Source organism: Rhodococcus sp. IEGM 1409, from assembly GCF_030056735.1.
Taxonomy (GTDB): Bacteria; Actinomycetota; Actinomycetes; order Mycobacteriales; family Mycobacteriaceae; genus Rhodococcus_F.
Window position 1 is genome coordinate 65,067 of sequence record NZ_JASHKN010000012.1, and the last position, 18,791, is coordinate 83,857.

16 protein-coding genes are annotated in these 18,791 nt (G+C 62.9%); 9 read left to right on the plus strand and 7 right to left on the minus strand.

Going from position 1 to position 18,791, the window contains the following annotated elements:
* Positions 1-144: 144 nt before the first annotated feature.
* Positions 145-1,401, minus strand: a complete 1,257-nt coding sequence (purD, locus tag QM716_RS25480; RefSeq protein WP_283306961.1) for a phosphoribosylamine--glycine ligase — start codon at positions 1,399-1,401, stop codon at positions 145-147.
* Positions 1,402-1,572: 171 nt separating this feature from the next.
* Between purD and QM716_RS25485 the strand changes: the two genes are divergently transcribed.
* Genes QM716_RS25485 through QM716_RS25510 form a run of 6 tightly spaced genes read left to right on the plus strand, consistent with a single transcriptional unit; the run spans position 1,573 to position 7,993 of the window.
* Positions 1,573-3,195, plus strand: a complete 1,623-nt coding sequence (locus QM716_RS25485) for an ABC transporter substrate-binding protein (RefSeq protein ID WP_283306962.1) — start codon at positions 1,573-1,575, stop codon at positions 3,193-3,195.
* On the plus strand, positions 3,192-4,226 hold the full coding sequence (locus tag QM716_RS25490; protein ID WP_283307093.1) for an ABC transporter permease: 1,035 nt from the start codon (positions 3,192-3,194) through the stop codon (positions 4,224-4,226). The genes QM716_RS25485 and QM716_RS25490 overlap by 4 nt, the downstream gene beginning before the upstream one ends.
* On the plus strand, positions 4,219-5,040 hold the full coding sequence (locus QM716_RS25495) for an ABC transporter permease (RefSeq protein ID WP_283306963.1): 822 nt from the start codon (positions 4,219-4,221) through the stop codon (positions 5,038-5,040). Before QM716_RS25490 ends, QM716_RS25495 begins: the two co-directional genes overlap by 8 nt.
* Positions 5,037-5,954 carry an oligopeptide/dipeptide ABC transporter ATP-binding protein gene (locus QM716_RS25500; RefSeq protein WP_283306964.1) on the plus strand — a complete coding sequence of 306 codons (918 nt, stop codon included), beginning with the start codon at positions 5,037-5,039 and terminating at the stop codon, positions 5,952-5,954. Before QM716_RS25495 ends, QM716_RS25500 begins: the two co-directional genes overlap by 4 nt.
* A 1-nt stretch (position 5,955) precedes the next feature.
* A complete protein-coding gene (locus QM716_RS25505; RefSeq protein ID WP_283306966.1) occupies positions 5,956-6,618 on the plus strand; it encodes an ABC transporter ATP-binding protein in 663 nt (220 codons plus the stop codon).
* Positions 6,619-6,673: 55 nt separating this feature from the next.
* A complete protein-coding gene (locus QM716_RS25510) occupies positions 6,674-7,993 on the plus strand; it encodes an HNH endonuclease signature motif containing protein (protein ID WP_283306968.1) in 1,320 nt (439 codons plus the stop codon).
* Positions 7,994-8,079: 86 nt separating this feature from the next.
* On the opposite strand, the gene QM716_RS25515 is transcribed toward QM716_RS25510, so the two are convergent.
* Together QM716_RS25515 and QM716_RS25520 are read right to left on the minus strand one after the other, a co-directional pair.
* Entirely contained in the window at positions 8,080-10,212 is a 2,133-nt protein-coding gene (locus QM716_RS25515; RefSeq protein ID WP_283306969.1) for an ArnT family glycosyltransferase, read from the minus strand.
* Positions 10,209-11,450: a bifunctional glycosyltransferase family 2/GtrA family protein gene (locus QM716_RS25520; protein ID WP_502942142.1), complete on the minus strand. Its 1,242-nt coding sequence runs from the start codon at positions 11,448-11,450 to the stop codon at positions 10,209-10,211. The genes QM716_RS25515 and QM716_RS25520 overlap by 4 nt, the downstream gene beginning before the upstream one ends.
* Positions 11,451-11,537: 87 nt before the next feature.
* Here QM716_RS25520 and QM716_RS25525 point away from each other — a divergent pair, with 87 nt between their 5' ends.
* The 3 genes from QM716_RS25525 (at position 11,538) to QM716_RS25535 (ending at position 13,890) form a co-directional block, all read left to right on the plus strand.
* Complete coding sequence (locus QM716_RS25525; RefSeq protein WP_283306971.1) at positions 11,538-11,966, plus strand: HIT family protein; 429 nt, start codon at positions 11,538-11,540, stop codon at positions 11,964-11,966.
* Between the two features lie 238 nt (positions 11,967-12,204).
* Positions 12,205-12,840 carry a ScbR family autoregulator-binding transcription factor gene (locus tag QM716_RS25530; protein ID WP_283306973.1) on the plus strand — a complete coding sequence of 212 codons (636 nt, stop codon included), beginning with the start codon at positions 12,205-12,207 and terminating at the stop codon, positions 12,838-12,840.
* Between the two features lie 153 nt (positions 12,841-12,993).
* Positions 12,994-13,890, plus strand: coding sequence for a serine hydrolase (locus QM716_RS25535; RefSeq protein WP_283306974.1), 897 nt, complete (start codon positions 12,994-12,996; stop codon positions 13,888-13,890).
* Positions 13,891-13,961: 71 nt separating this feature from the next.
* On the opposite strand, the gene QM716_RS25540 is transcribed toward QM716_RS25535, so the two are convergent.
* From QM716_RS25540 to QM716_RS25555, 4 genes are read right to left on the minus strand one after another with little or no spacing between them, the layout of a single operon-like run.
* Positions 13,962-15,581: a PucR family transcriptional regulator gene (locus QM716_RS25540; RefSeq protein ID WP_283306975.1), complete on the minus strand. Its 1,620-nt coding sequence runs from the start codon at positions 15,579-15,581 to the stop codon at positions 13,962-13,964.
* 47 nt (positions 15,582-15,628) lie between these two features.
* Positions 15,629-16,744 carry an o-succinylbenzoate synthase gene (menC, locus tag QM716_RS25545; protein ID WP_283306976.1) on the minus strand — a complete coding sequence of 372 codons (1,116 nt, stop codon included), beginning with the start codon at positions 16,742-16,744 and terminating at the stop codon, positions 15,629-15,631.
* A complete protein-coding gene (locus QM716_RS25550; RefSeq protein WP_283306977.1) occupies positions 16,741-17,679 on the minus strand; it encodes a GNAT family N-acetyltransferase in 939 nt (312 codons plus the stop codon). Before QM716_RS25550 ends, menC begins: the two co-directional genes overlap by 4 nt.
* 2 nt (positions 17,680-17,681) lie before the next feature.
* Complete coding sequence (locus tag QM716_RS25555; protein WP_283306978.1) at positions 17,682-18,776, minus strand: M20 family metallopeptidase; 1,095 nt, start codon at positions 18,774-18,776, stop codon at positions 17,682-17,684.
* Positions 18,777-18,791 lie beyond the last annotated feature (15 nt).

Sequence of the window (18,791 nt, forward strand, 5' to 3'; positions counted from 1 at the left end):
TTCTCTTTCCGTGACCCCCGCGCTGAGATATACCGGGAGAAACCGAACGAGAAGTCCATACTCGTGGGTAACTTCAAGGAACCGTTGATTTTCCATGAAAAGGGCCGATGAACAGAAAGTTCACCGGCCCTCTGAAAGAACGAATCAGGGAAGAGAGATGCGACCTTCGACGGCGCCGAGTCCGATGTCCTTGCGGAAATGACCGCCCGGAAGCTTGACGTCGGCGATCTTTGCGTAGGCGTCGTCACGGGCTTCGGTCAGATCCTTGCCCACTCCGACAACACTCAGCACACGTCCACCGGCCGAGACGACGGCACCGTCTTCACGCTTCTTGGTGCCGGCGTGCAGGACTCCGTCTGCGTCGGCTCCGGTGATCACGTCGCCGGTGCGCGGGGTTGCCGGGTAGTTCTCGGCAGCAATCACGACCGTGACGGCGGAACCGTCGCGCCACTGCAACGGACCGACCGAATCGAGGGTTCCGGTCGAGGCCGCATTGAGTAGACCGCCCAGCGGCGTTTCGAGGAGAGCAAGTACGGCCTGCGTTTCGGGGTCACCGAACCGGCAGTTGAATTCGACCACGGCCGGGCCGTCGACGCCGATCGCAAGCCCCGCATAGAGCAGGCCGGAGAAGCTGCTACCGCGCGCCACCAACTCGGCAGCGACGGGCTTGACCACGTCGTCGACGATCTGCGTGACCATCTCGTCGGGCAGCCACGGCAACGGTGTGTACGCGCCCATCCCGCCGGTGTTGGGTCCGGAATCTCCGTCGCCGACGCGCTTGTGGTCCTGCGCCGGGAGCAGCGGGATCACGGTTTCGCCGTCGACGAGGCAGAAGAGCGAAACTTCCGGACCGTCGAGGAAGGACTCGAGGAGAACCGGATGTCCGGTCTCGAGCAGTTCAGCGGCGTGATCGCGCGCGGCGAGACGATCCGTCGTGACGACTACGCCCTTGCCCGCGGCCAGTCCGTCGTCCTTGACCACCCAGTTCGGTCCGAAGCGGTCGAGCGCGTCGTCGAGTTTGGCCGGATTGTCGACGATCTCGCTGTGTGCGGTCTTGACGCCGGCGACAGCCATCACGTCCTTGGCGAAAGCCTTCGAACCCTCGATGCGGGCGGCGTCGGCCGACGGCCCGAAGCAGGCGATACCTGCTGCGCGCACCGCGTCCGCGACACCGAGGACCAGCGGAACCTCGGGTCCGATGACGACGAGGTCGGCTTCGACTTTCTTGGCCAGCGCGGTAACCGCGTCACCCGAAGCAACGTCGACGGGGTGCTGCTCGGCGATTTTTGCGATCCCGGCATTACCAGGCGCGCAGATCAGGGCCGTGACACCTGGATCGCGAGCAAGAGAGAGAAGGAGGGCATGTTCACGGGCTCCGGAGCCGATTACTAGTACGCGCACGGGGAACAGACTACGGCCTGCGGTAACAGTGCTCTCGGAGTGCTACGGGTGGGGCCAGGGTCGCAGGGTTCGGCCTTTGTGCGAAAGATCCGTTTCGAGATGAGATCATATGAATACCTGAATAGGTGAACAGATGTTTTCGGGCACCTGTCCACCGAGGAAAGGACACCCGTGAAACTCCACCAACCAGGCGTTCTGACGCTCACCGCAACCGCCGCAATCGGCGCACTTCTGATCACGTCGTGCAGTAGCCCGACTGGCACCAACTCTTCGGGCAACAACGACGGCCTGGTCTTGGCCGACGGCTACGAACTGGGCGGCTACAACCCGGTCGCAGGCTTCGGCGCTGCCGGTGAAGCCAAGATGTACGACGGTCTCGTCCGGCTCACCGGAGGCACCGGCATGCCTGGATTCGAGCCGTCCTTGGCCGCAGAGATGCCGACTGCCAACGACGACGCGACAGTCTGGACGGTCAAGCTCCGTGACGGGGTCACCTTCTCCGACGGATCGACCTTCGACGCCGCCGACGTGGTTGCCACGTACAAGGCGATCCTCGATCCCGCTTCCGCCTCGGAGGCGCGGTCGTCGTACGACATGATCAGCGACGTCGTGGCCGTCGACGACAGCACAGTCGAGTTTCGCCTCGCCTACTCGTATGCGCCGCTGCTGACGAAGATGCTGATCGGCATGGTTCCGTCGGAGTTCCTCGCGACACCCGGACTGGCCGCCGAATCACCGTTGAACACCGCGCCCGTCGGTACCGGGCCGTACACCCTCGTCGACCTCTCACCAGATCGAGCGGTCTTCGAGGCGAACGAAAACTACTGGGACGGCGCGCCGGAGATCAAGAAGCTGACTCTCCTCTACGTTCCCGATGACAACACCCGCGCCCAACGCATGGTGTCCGGTGAGATCGACGGAACAAATCTCCCTCCACTGCTTGCCAATACGTTCTCGGGCAAAGACAACATGTCCGTGACAGCCAATCAGTCGGCAGACTGGCGCGGCCTCTCACTCCCCACGAACAATCCCGTGGCGGGCGACAAAGCCGTGCGTATGGCGCTCAACCTCGCCGCCAATCGCCAGTCGATGATCGACAACGTCCTGGGCGGACACGGCCGAGTTGCCGCCACTCCGATCCCCGAGGTATACGGCGACTCGTACAACCCGAACGCGACCTTCGCCTACGACCCGGACGAGGCCGAGCGAATTCTCACCGAGGCCGGCTGGATCGAAGGTGCCGACGGAATCCGTTCGAAGGACGGCCGGCGCGCGCAGTTCACGATCATGTACAACTCCGTCGACACCGTCCGACGTGATCTCGCCCAGGCATTCGCCTCCGACGCTCTCGCCGTCGGCATCGAGGTGGATCTCGAAGCACTCTCCTGGGACCGTATAGACCCTCGCATCAACCAGGATTCGACACTTCTCGGCGGCGGCGACGAACCTTTCGACCCCGACACACAGGCGTACGACGCGCTGAACTCGAAGTACGTCGCACCCGGGGTCGGCAGCATCTACGACAACGCCAGCGACTACTCCAATCCAGCAGTCGACGCAGGCTTGGAAGTAGGACGCCGCAGCCTCGATCCGGCAACGCGTGACGCCGCGTATCGCGACGTTCAGCAGGCGTACGTCGAAGATCCCGGATTTGTCATCCTCGTGTTCCTCGACCATACGTACGTATCGAAGGATTCCGACTGGCAGATGTCCGGACCGGTACTCGAACCACACTCACACGGTGTGACCTGGGGTCCGTGGTGGTCACTGCAGACGTGGGCCAGAGGGCAATGACAGCGGTCGACGTTCGGGCAGACGCGCAGGCGTCGCGGGGCCACCGTGACAACTCCCGCCGAAAGGCCATCCTCACGATGGTCGGTCGGCGGGTGTTGTTCATCGTGCCGGTGATCGCCGTGGTGTCCGCGGGACTCTTTGCCGCCGCCGCGATTTCACCGTTCGATCCACTGGTCGGCTATCTCGGCACGCGATACATGTCGACCAGCGACGCGGACAAAGCGTTGATCGCCGACCAGATGGGTTTCGACAACCCCTGGTACAGCACGTACTGGAATTGGCTCCAGGGGGTGCTCACCGGCGATCTCGGGATCTCCAGATCGTTCAATCAGCTTGTTTCCCAAGTTATCTCCGAACGTCTGCCGTGGACCCTGCTGCTGGTCGGCATCTCACTCGTCATCGCGATTCTCGCCTCACTGGCACTCGGTGTTCTCGCCGGAATCCGCAGTGGAGGTTACCTGGACAAGATCGTGTCCGGGCTGAGCGTCGTCGTTCAGGGGCTTCCGCCGTTTGTCTTGTCCCTGGGGGCAATCGCGCTCTTCGCTTTGACTCTCGGCTGGCTCCCCGTCGCCGGACTGACCGACGGAGGCGCCGATCCCACTCCGGGACAGGTCATCCGGCACCTGGTCCTACCGGTGACGGTGCTCGCCATCTCGCAGATGCCGTGGCTCCTCCTCGCCGTCCGAGAATCCGTCGTGGGTTCGAAAAGTGAGGGATTTGTCGCCGGCGCGGTAGCACGCGGAATCCCGACGCCGACCATCACGAATCGTCACATACTGCCCACATCACTGGCACCTTTCGTGAACATCGTCGGCGTGCGGTTGCCCGAACTGATAGTCGGGGCAGTGCTGGTGGAAGAGGTCTTCAGTTGGCCGGGGATCGCCGGCGCCATCGTTTCCTCTGCGCGTGACCTCGACATGGCCCTGCTCGCATTCCTCACCGTCGGTACGACATTGACGGTCATGCTCGGCTCACTACTTGCCGACGTCCTGGTTGCAGTACTCGACCCGAGAGTGAGTACCGATGGCTGAGCGACGCTTCAAGATCGCCCTCGGCGTGCTGATCCTCGTTGCGCTGTACGCGGCGCTGGTCCCCTGGTTGTCCGACGTCGACGACCGAGTCACCGACTTCTCGGCAGCCCGCCTGGCACCGTCCTTCGATCACCCCTTCGGAACGGACTCGGCGGGACGAGATCTGTTCGTGCGCATAGCTGCAGGAATTCGAACCTCACTTCTGGTTGCGCTCGCCTGCGCGCTGCTCGCCACGGTGATCGGCGTCGCCGTCGGTACCACGGCCGGACTGGTCGGCGGCTGGGTGGACAGGTTCGTCATGCGCGGCACCGACGCCGTCAACGCACTCCCCCACCTGTTGCTCGGCATCGTCATCGTCGCGATGTTCCGCGGAAGCATTGCCGCCATAGTACTTTCGATCGCACTGACCCACTGGACCCAAGTGGCCCGGATCATCCGCTCCGAGATCTTGAGTCTGCGTGAACGACCGTACATCGACGCCGCCATCCTCGCGGGAGCAAGTCGACGTCACGTGATCATGCGCCACCTCGTGCCGGCGACGGCGGCGCAGGCCTTGATCGCGGTTGTTCTCCTCTTACCCCACGCCGTCTGGCACGAATCGACGTTGTCCTTCCTGGGTTTCGGCCTTCCCCCGCACAAGCCCAGTCTCGGAACGCTGCTCGAAGAAGCGCGCAGTTCGCTACTCCTCGGCGGTTGGTGGACTCTGGTTTTCCCTGCCGCAGTCCTCGTGATCGCCACCGTCGCAGTTGCAATCGCCGGTTCGGCTTTGCGGTCTATGCTCACGCCCCCTCGACCTTCGGAGTTACGACTGTGAACCCCGGCCTGCGCATTGAATCGCTCACCGTCAGGATCCCACTGCCCGGCGGTTCCGTAGTCCACGCTGCGAGCGACATCGACCTTGCCGTTCCAGCCGGCACGGTGACCGCGCTCGTCGGCGAATCCGGGTGCGGCAAGTCGATCATCGCTACCTCGGTCATGAACATGTTGCCGCCGACTGCTTCTCGAACCGGAACGGTCACTGTCGGTACACCGGACCTCGACATCGACGTCTTCTCCGGCACCGCCTTCCGGGGGCGACATGCGGCGCTCGTTCCACAATCTGCCGCAACACATCTCACCCCGGTCCGGACTGCGAGATCGCAGCTACAGGAGACGATCGACGCACTCGGCAGCGATCACACCTGCGACGCCTTGGCACTTCGCGTCGGACTCGAACCGTCTGCCCTGGACTGCTACCCGCACGAACTGTCGGGTGGCATGGCGCAACGCGTCGCCATTGCCGGTGCGTTGGCCGGGAATCCGTCGGTGATCGTGGCTGACGAACCCACCGCCAACCTCGACCGCGAACTCACCGACCACGTCATGAGCCTGCTTCGAGAGTGCGCTGACGCGGGGGCGGCAGTCTTGCTCATCACCCACGACCTGGCATCACTTACCCGCAGCGGTGTCGCGGATCGACTTGCCGTCATGTACGCATCACGCATCATGGAAACCGGACCGGCTGCTCTAGTGTTCCAGGATCCCCTCCACGACTACACCCGAGACCTACTCGGCGCCTTACCTTCCCGTGGTTTGAAACCGATACCCGGCTCGCCGCCACAACTGACCGATCTCCCCGACGAGTGCGTCTATCACCTACGACGTCCGGAGTCGAAACAGTCCGGTGGACCGACCGAGTTGGTAACCCTCGGCGAACGCACGTACCGAACATTGCGGAAGGTGGGCTGACATGAGTCTGCAAGCATTGGGAATCACGAGTGGTTACCACCGCAACCGACCGGTGCTCGAGAACATCTCCCTCGAGATTCCGTCGGGAAAACTGATCGGCCTGACCGGGCCGTCGGGAACCGGAAAGTCCACACTTGCAAGAATTCTCGGCTCACTGGATGCACCATGGTCGGGTGAGGTGCGGATCGACGGATCACCTGTCGTGGGTACCAAATTCTCGGTGCCCGCGGCGTTGCGCGGCGCAGTATCCATGCTGTTTCAGTCGCCTCGTGCATCGACCGACCCTCGCCAGACGCTCGCCTCGATCATCGGCCAACCCGGTGATATTGCCGGTAGAACAATCGATGTGGCTGCGCTGGCCGCTCAAGTGGGCCTCACTCCCGATCTCTTCTCCCGCAGACCGCACCAGGTCAGCGACGGCCAACTGCAGCGCGCCTGCCTGGCAAGATCGCTGGCGCAACAACCGAAATACCTCATCTGCGACGAGGCGACGGCGATGCTCGACGCTGCCACGACGGCCGCGCTCGTTCGGTTGATCGAGAGTCGCGCCGCTGAAACCGACGTCGGCGTATTACTCATCAGCCATGATCGCGAATTACTCGACGCCTGCTGCGACGCGGTCCAGGACCTCGACAGCATTCGCACTAAGCCCTTGCGAAATTAACCCTTGACTCGAACGTGTGTTCGAGTATGATCTAGGGAGGGGATCGGGGGATTCAATGAGTGTCTATCTGTCGGACGTGGTGTCGGGTTCTGCGGTGGGGTTACGCGGACGGCTGTGGCAGTTGTCTGCTGCCGAGTTGCGTGCGGCTGCGGTGTCGGCGAGTGCGGAGATTCTGCGCCTGGAAGCGGTGCGGGTGGCGGTGGTGGACGAACTCTCGATGCGTCCCGATGATCAGGTAATCGCCAGCCGCGGTGTCGGTTCGTGGTTGGCAGGCAACACGATGCTGCAGGTTCGGGACGGGAAGAAGATCGCCGCCCTGGGTGCAGCGCTACGCCCGTTTCCGGCGGTGGCAGCGAGATTTGATTGCGGGGATTGCTCGTTCGATCATGCTGTGTTGATCGTGGCGTTCTGTGAGTCCCCGCCGAAGGGGATACCGGAGGAGGCGCTGCCTCGCTGCATCGATTTGTTGCTCGCGGCGGCGTCGGGGGTGGAGGCGACGACGACGAAGGTGCGGCATGTGATCGCGACCTTGGAGCGGGTGTTCGAGTCCGATGAGATTCCGCCCGCCGAAGATGTGGACCGCAACGAGCTCCGCATCGCCTCGACCTTGAACGGCCGGGTGGTGGTGCGAGGGGATTTCGACGCTCTCACCGGTGAAATGCTGTTATCGGCGTTGTCGAATTTGACGATGCCGACCCCAGCAGCGGACGGAACCCCGGATGCCCGGTCGGCGGCGAAGCGGACGGCTGACGGGTTCACCGAACTGATCCGCCGTTATCTGGATTGCGCGAAGACCGGTACCGACGGCGGGCAACGTCCGCACGTGAATGTGCACATCAACGCCCGGGACCTTGCTGAGCATCGGGACTGCGCCGCATCTTCTGCTGCGGATGTGGACGACGAAGGCTCGCGCGATCTGGACCTGTCGGATCTCGATGTCGGACATATGCCATGGCTGGGGCCACTGTCCGTGTCGCAGACGAGGTTGTTGGGGTGTGACTGTTTCCTCTCGACGGTCCTGCTGGACGACCACGGAGCACCGCTTGACGCGAAACCCGGAAAACGGTTGGTCACCGCCGAACAGCGCGTCGCATTGATCGCCCGAGACAAAGGCTGCGCGTTCCCGGGCTGTGCATGTGTGCCGGCGTGGACGGATGCGCACCATATTCGGCACTGGGCTAACGGTGGCCCGACGGTGATGAACAACCTGGTCCTGCTGTGCCGTTCGCATCACCGGTTGATGCACCGCAAAACGGGGTTCGCCGGAAAATGGGCGATCCGGATCGGCGTCGACAACAAACCCTGGTTCATCCCACCGCCCTCGATCGACCCCGGGCAGCACCCGCAACCTGCGAACACCACCTTCAAAACCTGAGAACCGCTTCTCGGGCACAACAGAACACGGCCAGGTCCGCATCGGAAGTGCTCCTCCGATGCGGACCTGGCGTGCGTTCGTGCTGGTCAGCCCCTAACCGTCAAGTCGTAGAGGGTTACTCCGTCCACCGTTGTGGCGGTGAAGTTTTCGGTCACCCATGTCGAGATAGCGGTAGCGGTGCCCTCGGCGTTCATGCCGCCACCCATCCCACCGCCCGCGATGAAGAAGTGAATCTTGCCCTCTGCCACGTACTGCTGGAACTGCGCGAGAGTCGGGGACGGATCGCTCCCGTTGAACCCTCCGATAGCCATGACCGGTGACTGCGTCGCAAGCTGATAACCCGAGGCACTGTTGGACCCGATTGCCGCGGCTACCCACGTGAACTGGTCGGAGTTCTCTTCAAGTGTGGACACAACAGCGGCTCCCGGCGTGCTGCCCTGAAGTAGACCACCGGCACCGCCGCCGCCCATTGCGCCTCGTGTTCCGTCAGTGGCCGATGTGGTGCCGCCCGGAGTTGTTGCACCACCGGGCATCTGGCCCATTGCTGCAGGTGGCGTTCCGTCCGTCCGACGGTTACCGCCATCAGCCGTGCCACCGAATCCGCCGAATCCTCCACGGCCACCGCCGGGCCCGCCCATTCCACCTTCGACGCTCGGTCCGGCCGAAACGATGGAACCGGTATGCGGAGTGTTGATGGTGTCGATCGCGTAGGCAGTCGGACCCGCCAGGCCGGTGAAGATCGCCGCGAGAATCGCTGCCACGGCCAGTCGACCTCTCGACACCGCGGGAATCAGCACTGCCACGGCAGCGACAACGCCGACTACCAGAATGGCCCACCTGAGCCACGGTACGAATGAAGGCGAACGCCCGAGCAGTACCCACGCCATCGCGACGGTTACGGCCAATGACACCGCCAGAATGATGCGAACCCAGAGGACGTCACGATGACGCCACGCCAATACGGATCCCGAACCGATCAGTGCGGCGATCGCCGGCGCCAGCGCAACGGTGTAGTAAGCGTGGAAGATTCCCGCCATGAAACTGAAGGTCAGTCCGGTCACCAACAGCCACAGACCCCAGACGATGAACGAGGCGCGCTGTGTGTCGACGCGCGGAGCCTTGCCTCGCAGCACGATTCCAGCCACCAGAAGTATCAGTGCGGCAGGAATCAACCAGGCAATCTGCCCGCCCTGGGCAGATTCGAACAGGCGCGCAATGCCGGTACTCCCCCACATACCGCCACCGGCCCCACCACCTGGAGCCATACCGCCTGTTGTCATACCACCTGCTGCCTCGCCCATTCCGGGGAAGCCTCCCGCAGCAGCGCCGGCCGCAGCATCACCAGCACCGCGCATTCCGCCGCCGCCGCCGACGCTTCCTGTCTCGTTGCCGCTCAAGCGTCCGAGTCCGTTGTAACCGAGCGTCAGTTCGAGAATCGAATTGTTCTGCGAACCACCGATCCATGGACGTGAATCGGCAGGCCACAGTTCGACGATTGCCAACCACCATCCGGCGGAAACGATCAGCCCGCCTAGTGCAGCGAACAGTTGAAGTACCCGCTTACCCAGTTTCGGCGGTCCGGCGATCAGATAGGTGAGTGCCAGTGGCGGAACCACCAACATGACCTGCAATTGCTTTGTCAGGAAACCGAATCCGCAGAAGACGCCGACCAACACGAGCCAGCGGGTGCGGCCGTCCTGCACGGCGCGCATCATCGCCCACACTGCTGCGATCATCAGAAGCACCAGCAAGGCATCCGGGTTGTTGAACCGGAACATCAGCGCCGCTACGGGAGTGAGGGCCAGCACCAACCCGGCGAGGAGTCCGGCTGCCGCCCCGAAGTACCGTCGAACCGTTCCCCACAACAGCGCGACCGATCCGACACCGAGCAGCGCCTGCGGCACCAACATCGCCCAGGAGTTGAGTCCGAAGATGCGAACTGACAACGACATCAACCACAGGGACATCGGCGGCTTGTCGACGGTGATCGAGTTCGCAGCGTCCGAAGAGCCGAAGAAGAAGGCTTTCCACGACACCGAACCTGCCTGTACCGCAGCGGCATAGAACGAGTTGGCCCATCCGGACGCACCCAGGCCCCAGATGTAGGCGACTCCGGTCCCCACCAACAGCACTCCGAGCGCCCACGGTTCCCAGCGCACCTGACGCTGAGGTTCCGGCGCCGGCACCGGCGCGGCCAATCTCTCTGCAGTAGCGGTCATCGATTAGCTCCTACGGGTTGTGCGGTGCGAAACACCCAGCGCAGTGCGATGAATCGACTCACTGTGGCAACAAGATTGGCAATGACGAGTACAGCAAGCTCGACGTGTTTGGACGCATCGGGCGCCACAACGTCGAGCACGAACAACGATCCGCTGGTGAGCAGCAAGCCGAACCCGAATACGAGCAGGCCCTGCATTTGGTGACGGGCGGATCCTTCCGACCCCCGGATACCGAAGGTAAAGGCTCGATTAGCGGCGGTGTTGAACACCGCGGTCACCAGCAATGCGACGGCGTTGGCCCACTGCGCTCCCATAATCGAGTGCAGCGCGAGATAGAGCAGCGCGTACGCAAGCGTAGAAATGACTCCCACCACGGCAAACCGTGAGAGTTGCCCGACCATGCCTCGCGGAACACCCGGAACCAACGGTTCACGGCCGAAACTCGCCCTCAGCTCGGCCAGTGGGAGTGAGCCGGTCGAGAGTGCACGGCCGACGCGAACCACACCTTTGAGGTCGGCGACTGCCGTGGCGACGATGTCTACCCGGCTGTCCGGGTCGTCCACCCAGTCGACGGGGACCTCGTGAATTCGCATTCCGGCCCGCTCTGCCAGCACCAGCAATTCGGTGTCGAAGAACCACCCGGTGTCCTCCACCAGCGGAAGTAGTTGCCGCGCAACGTCGACGCGCATGGCTTTGAAACCACACTGGGCGTCGGTGAAGCGAGCATGCAGTGCGCTGCGGAGGATCAGGTTGTAACTACGCGAGATGAATTCACGCTTGGGGCCACGGACCACGCGGGACGAACGCGCCAACCGGGAACCGATGGCAATGTCCGAGTGCCCCGAGAGCAGCGGAGCAATCAATGGCATCAGAGCGTTGAGATCGGTCGAGAGATCGACGTCCATGTACGCGACCACGTCCGCGTCGGAGTCGCTCCACACCTGCCGCAGTGCTCGACCACGGCCCTTCGCATCCAGGTGAACGACGCGGACGTCGTCGAATTCTTCGGCGAGGGAACGTGCGAGCGCCAAGGTGCCGTCGACGCTGGCGTTGTCCGCGATGGTAATTCGCGCAGAAAATGGCACCTGCGTGCGTAAATGATGGCGCAAGCGGCGCACGCACGTCTCGAGGCCCGCCTCTTCGTTGTATACCGGGACGACCACGTCCAGCACTACAGTCGTCGCGGAGAACTCCCCGGCGTCCGTGCTACCCGCGGTCTGCATGGCTTCTGTCGTCATGCGTCCTAGATTTGTCGGGCCGGCTCCGACGAACCTGCGTCCAGCCTGGGAGTTTCCTGGCAACCGGACGCGGGCTAATCTCGGGGTATGCCTTCAGTCTTCAGCGCCATCATCAACGGGGATCTACCAGGACGTTTCGTGTGGGAGGACGACGACGTTGTCGCGTTCCTGACCATCGCACCGGTAACGCAGGGTCACGTACTCGTCGTACCGCGAGCCGAGGTCGATCAGTGGCAGGACGTAGATCCTGAACTCTTTGCCAAGGTCACCGCGGTTGCCCGCACCCTGGGTCAGGCTGTGAGGAAGGCGTTCGACGCGCCTCGGGCCGGTCTCCTCATCGCAGGTCTGGAAGTTCCGCATCTGCACGTTCACGTCTTCCCCGCATACGACATGGGGAACTTCGACATCAGTGGCGCCGACACTTCGCCGTCACCCGAATCTCTCGACGAGGCGCAGACCGAACTCAAGTCGGCACTACGCGACCTCGGCTTCGAGGCAACTGTCTCGACTCGTTGATCGCGTACCTTCGACCGAATTTCGCTGGCCGATAACTGGACTCCCCGCCGCAGCCTCCAACTGAGGTTGCGGCGGTCGCATTTGTCGCTCCTACCGACCGTGACCTGCGATTGCACACCGAACAGTCCGTTTCGCGCTGTCGCGCGAGCACGAGTTTCGCTGCTACCGTGGGGCGCCGGTCCGGGACCTAGGGCCCTAAAACTAGTTCACGTATTAACAGTCGGAGGACAAGGGAGCAATGCAGGAACGTGCCAAGATCAGTCGGCGTCAGATTCTTCGTGGCGCTGCCGATCGGTTCGAAGTCACGGGGTACGGCAGCACGAGCATGAACGACATCGTGTCCGCGGCGCAGATGACCAAGGGCGCGGTCTATTTCCACTTCTCGTCCAAAGACGAATTGGCTCAAGCTGTCATCGAAGAACAGCACCAGATCTCGATCACCGCCTTCACCGCAGTTGCAGCCACGGGCGCACCGGCACTGGAACAGCTCGTCATGGTGTGCCACGAGATGGGCCGCCAACTTGTCGCGGACCCGATTGTTCGTGCGGGAGTCCGGCTTACCCTCGAATTGGCCTCTGCCGACGGTTCGCAAGGCCCGTACCTCGCGTGGATCCGCGAGCTTCGAAAACTGGCCGAGGCCGCGAAGCGCGAAGGCGATATCCGCGACGACGTGGATCCGGAATCGGTGGGCCGCGTGGCAATCTCGGCATTCACCGGCGTTCAACTGGTTTCGAACGTGCTCACCAGGCGAAGCGATTTGGACGACCGCATCGACGAGTTGTTCACTCTTCTGCTGGCCGGCGTCGTCTCCGACAAGCGCCGCGGCGATGTCGACAGCCTTGTCCGCTGCCGGCTCGAAACATACGCTTCCTGATCTGGAACACCCCGACGCCCGGATGATTCGGCATATCCGCACCGAACCTTTCGGTCAGCTTCGTCGATTCGTACAAGACCCCCCGTCGTCGACTCACTATCGTCGAATCCACGAATAACCCAGATATACGGATACCGACGAAGGGCTTCTCGAATGACCGAAACTGCCACGTACGTTGAGAGCGCACAGCAGGAGATCGCTTCTGTACTGGCCGAAGCGAAGACCGATGCGTTCGTCCACGCACGCGACATCGATTCCGGCGAAGAGTTCGGCTACGGCGCTGACGAAGGTGTCATCCTCGCCTCCGTTTTCAAGATTCCTGTCGTACTCCAGTACGCCCGTGAAGTAGCGGCAGGCACCCTTGATCCGACCGAGCACGCCACGGTGACCGCCGAGTTCCGCTCCGGCGGCATCGGTATCGGCGGTTGCGCCGACGATGTCACCGCCAGCTGGCGAGACCTCGCTCTGCTCATGATGAGCTTCAGCGACAACGCCGCCACGGATTTCTTGTTCGAGCGTCTCGGACTCGACAACATCGTCGCAACGCTGCGTGAGCTCGGTTTGGAGAAGACCAACTTGGTCCGTGACTGCCGCGGTCTGTTCAAATCGGTCTACGACGACCTCGGAGTCGACAAGGGCACCTTGCTTGAAATGCCTCCGATCGAAATTCTCCGGACGATTTCCGTCATGGATCCGGCCCGCTCCAACTCCAGCACCCCTCGTGAGATCACAATGTTGCTGGCTGCAATCTGGAGGGACGAAGCCGGCCCCGCATCGGCCTGCGAAGAGGTCCGAACGATCATGAGCAAGCAGGTCTGGCCGCACCGCCTTTCATCTGGTTTCCCCGACGAGGTCACCGTCGCTGCCAAGACCGGAACGCTGGGATTGGTACGAAACGAAGCCGGCGTCGTGGCGTACCCGGACGGTAAGCGTTACGCCGTCGGCGTCTTCACCAAGTCCCACGCACTCACTCATCGCGCCCCGAAGATCGATGCCTCGATCGGAACCGTCGGCCGCATCGCTGTCGAAGCACTTCGCAACAACAGCTGACCGGTATCCGCTGACAGAAAATGCGGGTCGCGCCGAGAAACCGGCGCGACCCGCATTTTTCGGCTCTCGAACTAGCGTGGACCGCGCAGACGAAGATGCACCATCAACCGGAAGCGAACGTTGGGGTCGTCGAGATCCAACGCGGCCATTCCCTTCAACTTGCTGAGGCGATACCGAAAGGTGTTGGGGTGCACGTGCAATGACGCCGCGGCGTCACCGACGTCACCGAAGGCGTTGAGCCACGCATCGAGGGTGTCGACGAACGAGGTCGCATGGGCAGCGTCGTGGCTGGCGATCGCCTCGATGGGCCCGAGGTCCGAGAATCCTTCGGCTGCAGCTTCCGACGCGATCTCCAACAGAATGGCGTCGACGTGGACACTGCTGAAAGTGGCGACGCTGCCCGACGCTCGTCCCGCCAACAACACTTCGAGGGCATGTTCGGCGTCGCGCTTCGATCGGCTCAACTGGGCCGGTCTCGTCACGACCCGGCCGATCCCGATGATCGTGTCGCCGGATGCTCCGGTACGGTCCAGGAAATCCGAGGCCACACGGAACGCCTGCAGCTCGGCTTCTGCCGGGGAATGCCCTCGCACAGACAGCACCGCGTAGCCGGTTCCGTTGACCAATGCAGCCGCCGACTGCGAGTGGACCGCACCGAGGTGCATGGCCAGAGCGTCGGTCAGTCGCACCACGTGGGCGGCGTCGTCCGGCTTCGACGATCCCTCGAAAGACCTACGGCCCAAGGCCATCACGAGTGCGGGACCGGTCCCGAGGCCGAGGCGATTCATCGCGTCGACCGCACCGGACCCACCGTCGAGAAGGGTCGCGATCAGGTCTGCTCGCAGTCGACGCTCGGCGTCGGCGCCGCCGCGCAACCGCAACATCTGCAGCGCAATCAACCCGGCCGAGTCACGCAGTGCCCGCATCCGGTCCTCGGACATCGGCTCACCGGTTGCCACCCACATGGAGCCGAGGAACTCGTCGCCGGCCCGGATGGACACGGCAATACGTCCCATTTTGGTACCGAGAGTCTCCGCCGACACCCACACCGGATCGTCGCTGCGATAGAGCCGGTCGAAGACCCCTGCTTCCTCGAGCACTCGAATGTACTGGTCAGGAACCTGCCGCTCCAGAACGGTCGCGATACGTGGACCGTCTCCTTCTTCCTGGCGGCCGGAGAAGGCGATAACCCGTGAGCTTCGATCCTCGATCGTGATCGGCGCATCCAAGAGCGCGCTGACGGCGTTGGCGAAGGCGAACAGATCGCCGGCCGGGCCACCTCCGCGTGAATGGATGTGCCCGACTTCGTTTCGGGCCGAGAGCACCGAATGAAGCAGGCTTGTCAGCTGAACCCACGAAACTCCGCGGGCCAACGTCAACACGACGACGCCGGAGGACATGATGGATTCTCGATCGGCGTCACTGACTTCGGTGGTCACTCGCGCGACCACCACGCGCACTCCGCGCTCGGCCAGGCCGGCGACGGACTCCGCGATACGTTCACCGCCGGTGATTCCGACCAGCAGAACCATGGAGTCGGGCGTCGAGGGTGAGTCGTCGTCAGGATCGTGAATGACCACCGAGGCGATCTCCTGGACCACCTCCGGATCACCGACAACCGGATTCAGCACCGTAGTTCCCACGTCTTCGAGAAGCCGCACCAAACTGATGCGAGGTCGTACGGTGCCCACGTCTATCACTCCTTCGTCCTGTGAACGAAGTGTGTCATAGTGATTCGTCAAAGCCGATCCATGCCGATCCATTCGACCGAAGTGGTGATGGCTTCGAGCAGGTCAGGGATCGGTTCGACGCCGATACCCGGTCCTTCCGGAACCTTCACGTAGCCGTCGTCGAGTACGAACGGTTCGGTGATGTCTTCGGCGAAGTACCGATCGGAGGCTGACGTATCGCCTGGTAGGACAAATCCAGGAAGCGCGGCAAGAGCGACGTTGGCGGCCCGGCCGATTCCGGTCTCGAGCATTCCGCCGCACCACACGGCAATTCCGTTGGCCTTGCAGACGTCGTGGATTCGACGCGATTCGAGATAACCGCCGACACGTCCCGGTTTGATGTTCACCACGCTGCACGCGCCGATGGCCAGCGCGTCGGCCGTGACCTTCGCGGAGGTGATCGACTCGTCGAGGCAGACGGGCGTTCGCATCATCTCGGCCAACCTGGCATGACCGCGCAGCTCCTCTTCGGGAAGCGGCTGCTCGATCAGCAGGAGGTCGAAGTCGTCGAGCCGCTGGAGATGGCGCGCGTCAGCCAAGGTGTACGCCGTGTTCGCGTCGACCTGGAGGAGTACGTCGTCGCCGAACCGCTCGCGGACTGCGCGAACCGGCTCGATGTCCCAGCCCGATTCGATTTTCAGTTTGATGCGTAGGTATCCGGCGTCGAGGAAGCCGCCTACCTCCTCGAGCAGTTCGTCGATCGAATTCTTGATACCCACCGAGACACCCGCGGGTACCCGATCGACCACTGCGCCGAGATACGAGGACAGGCTCGTCCCGGCGGCGCGCAATTCGGCGTCGAGGAAGGCGGTTTCCAGGGCAGCTTTGGCCATCGGGTGTCCGGCGAACTGTTCCATCGTCGCGCTCAGTGCGTGCACGTCGGGATCGGTGAGTTCACCCAGAGACGGAATCAGGAACTTGCGAAGGACTTCGGCGGCGCCGTCCGTGTATTCGGAGCAGTAGCGAGGCTCGGACATCGCTACGCACTCGCCCCAGCCTTCCGACTCCGAGGTGACGACCTTGACGAACAACACGTCCTTGGTGGTCTCTGTGCCGAACGAGGTTCGAAACGGCGCCTTCAACGGCATTGCCGCCCGGCGTAATTCAACTCCGTCGACCTTCACGATCTAACCTCCGCTGTTGTCCTGCCGACCTGTGTTCCCGGCGCACGGTCAAGCACGTACTTTCCGGTTCTGGTGACGGCGAGAACCACTCCGTTCTCGGAGAGCACGCCTCCGAGAGTTTCGCGGACGGCCAGCCGCCAATCGTTCGCCGCCGCCGCGTCCGACTTACGCAGTGCGTACACGTCATTCGGCGTGGCCACCGTGACGAAACGATTCTTGGTCGACTTCAACACGGGCAGGCCGGCTTCGGAGACGGACAGCAGTTCGCTCGCCCCCAAGGACTCGGGAGTCGGGACTTCTCCCGAACCGGCGACGACGTCGGAAACCTTGCTGCTACCGATCTCCCAGTCGATCAACAACCGGTCGCTGTCTGCGCCGCCGTTGAGACTGTCGTTCATCGGCGCGTAGAAACGCGGCAGATACTGGACCGGAAACGCACCGAGTTTCGAGACGTTGAAATAGGCATTGCGCGCGACGAGCGGGTCGAAAGTCCACCGCACGTGGAGAATTCCCCGCTCCAGTGCCCACGCCCGCTGGAACAGTTTCAACGCGAGGCCGATGTGCCCGTTCTGCACGTTCGGGAGAATTCCCGTGATGTGAGAATGCAACGAACGATGTTGCGGCTCTTCGAAGAAGGCAACCGAGCCACCGATCAGGTCTCCGCCACGAAAAGCACCGGCTACGTAATTTCCGGAGTGCGAGAGCGCTTTCATCATGTCCCGGTGTACGGGCGGATTTCCGCTCTCCGGCTGCCATACCTTCTCGAACAGGCCGAATACCTGTTCCAACTCGGCATGCCCGGTGACGGTTTCGACGGTCACACACGCAAGCAGAGCGGCCTGCTCGGCTTGGCTGATCGCCTGACGCATCCGCGAAGGCGATACACCTCCCACTGGTTGAGCAATCTTGCGTTGGACATTGTTCGGCGACGTCATCGTCACAGTCCTCCCTCCAGGACTCGAGTCACCAGACCGGCCAACAACGTGGCGCGCGGGATCATCTGATCTATCTCTACGTGTTCTGTGGCTGCATGGGCACCACCGCCGACGGCACCGAGGCCGTCCAACGTCGGGGTTCCGACTGCAGCGGTGAAGTTTCCGTCCGAGGCACCGCCGACGGCGCAGTCGCGCAGCATCCCCAACCCGCTCTCACTGCTGACCTGATGAGCGAGAAAGTACAGCTTCTCCGACGACGCGGATTCCAGTGGCCCACGGTTGGGTCCGCCGGTTACCGAAATTCGACTTTCGGCCAGTACCGGTACCAGCGCGCGGATCGAACGATCGATGCGTTCCTGTTCCTTCGCCGACCACATCCGAACGTCACACCACAGTTTCGCCTGCGCTGCAACGGTATTGGTCGTCGTTCCGCCACTGATCACCGACGGAACCACTGATGTTCCCGCCGCCGGATCCGCGAGCTCCACAACCGCCTGAATCTGATGCGCCAGTTCAACGACAGCGTTCACACCTCGCTCCGGTTCCAATCCGGCGTGAGCAGCGCGTCCCTCGATGTCGACGCAGTACAGCGACATGCCCTTGCGTGCCGTCTTCACCGCGCCGTCGGCTGCGGCCTCGAGGACCAGCACAGCGTCGACCTGACGCGCTTGCTCCTCGATCAGTGCGCGCGAGGTCGGGGAGCCGATTTCCTCGTCGGAATTGAGGAGCACGACCACCCCGTCCAGCGACGGAAGCGATGCGAGCGCATGGAAGAGCTGGACGATGCCGGCCTTCATGTCGAAGACTCCGGGTCCGGTGGCGATGTTGTCGGTGACCGACCAGGGCAACTCCGCGAGCGTTCCGAGCGGCCAGACAGTGTCGAAATGGCCCAGGAGCATCACCTTCGGCTCCGTGCCGAAGGACCAACGCAAGTGCTGACGACCGTCGATGCGAATACGTTCCGGTGCGCTCCCGAGATGGCGTTCGCCGATCTCGGCCACCACGTCCGCACACGCATCGACTGCGCTGAGGTCGGAACTGGGCGACTCGGCGGTTACCAGTGCCGCCAGGTCCGCCACCATTGTCTTCTTGTCCACTCCGACGCTCTCCTG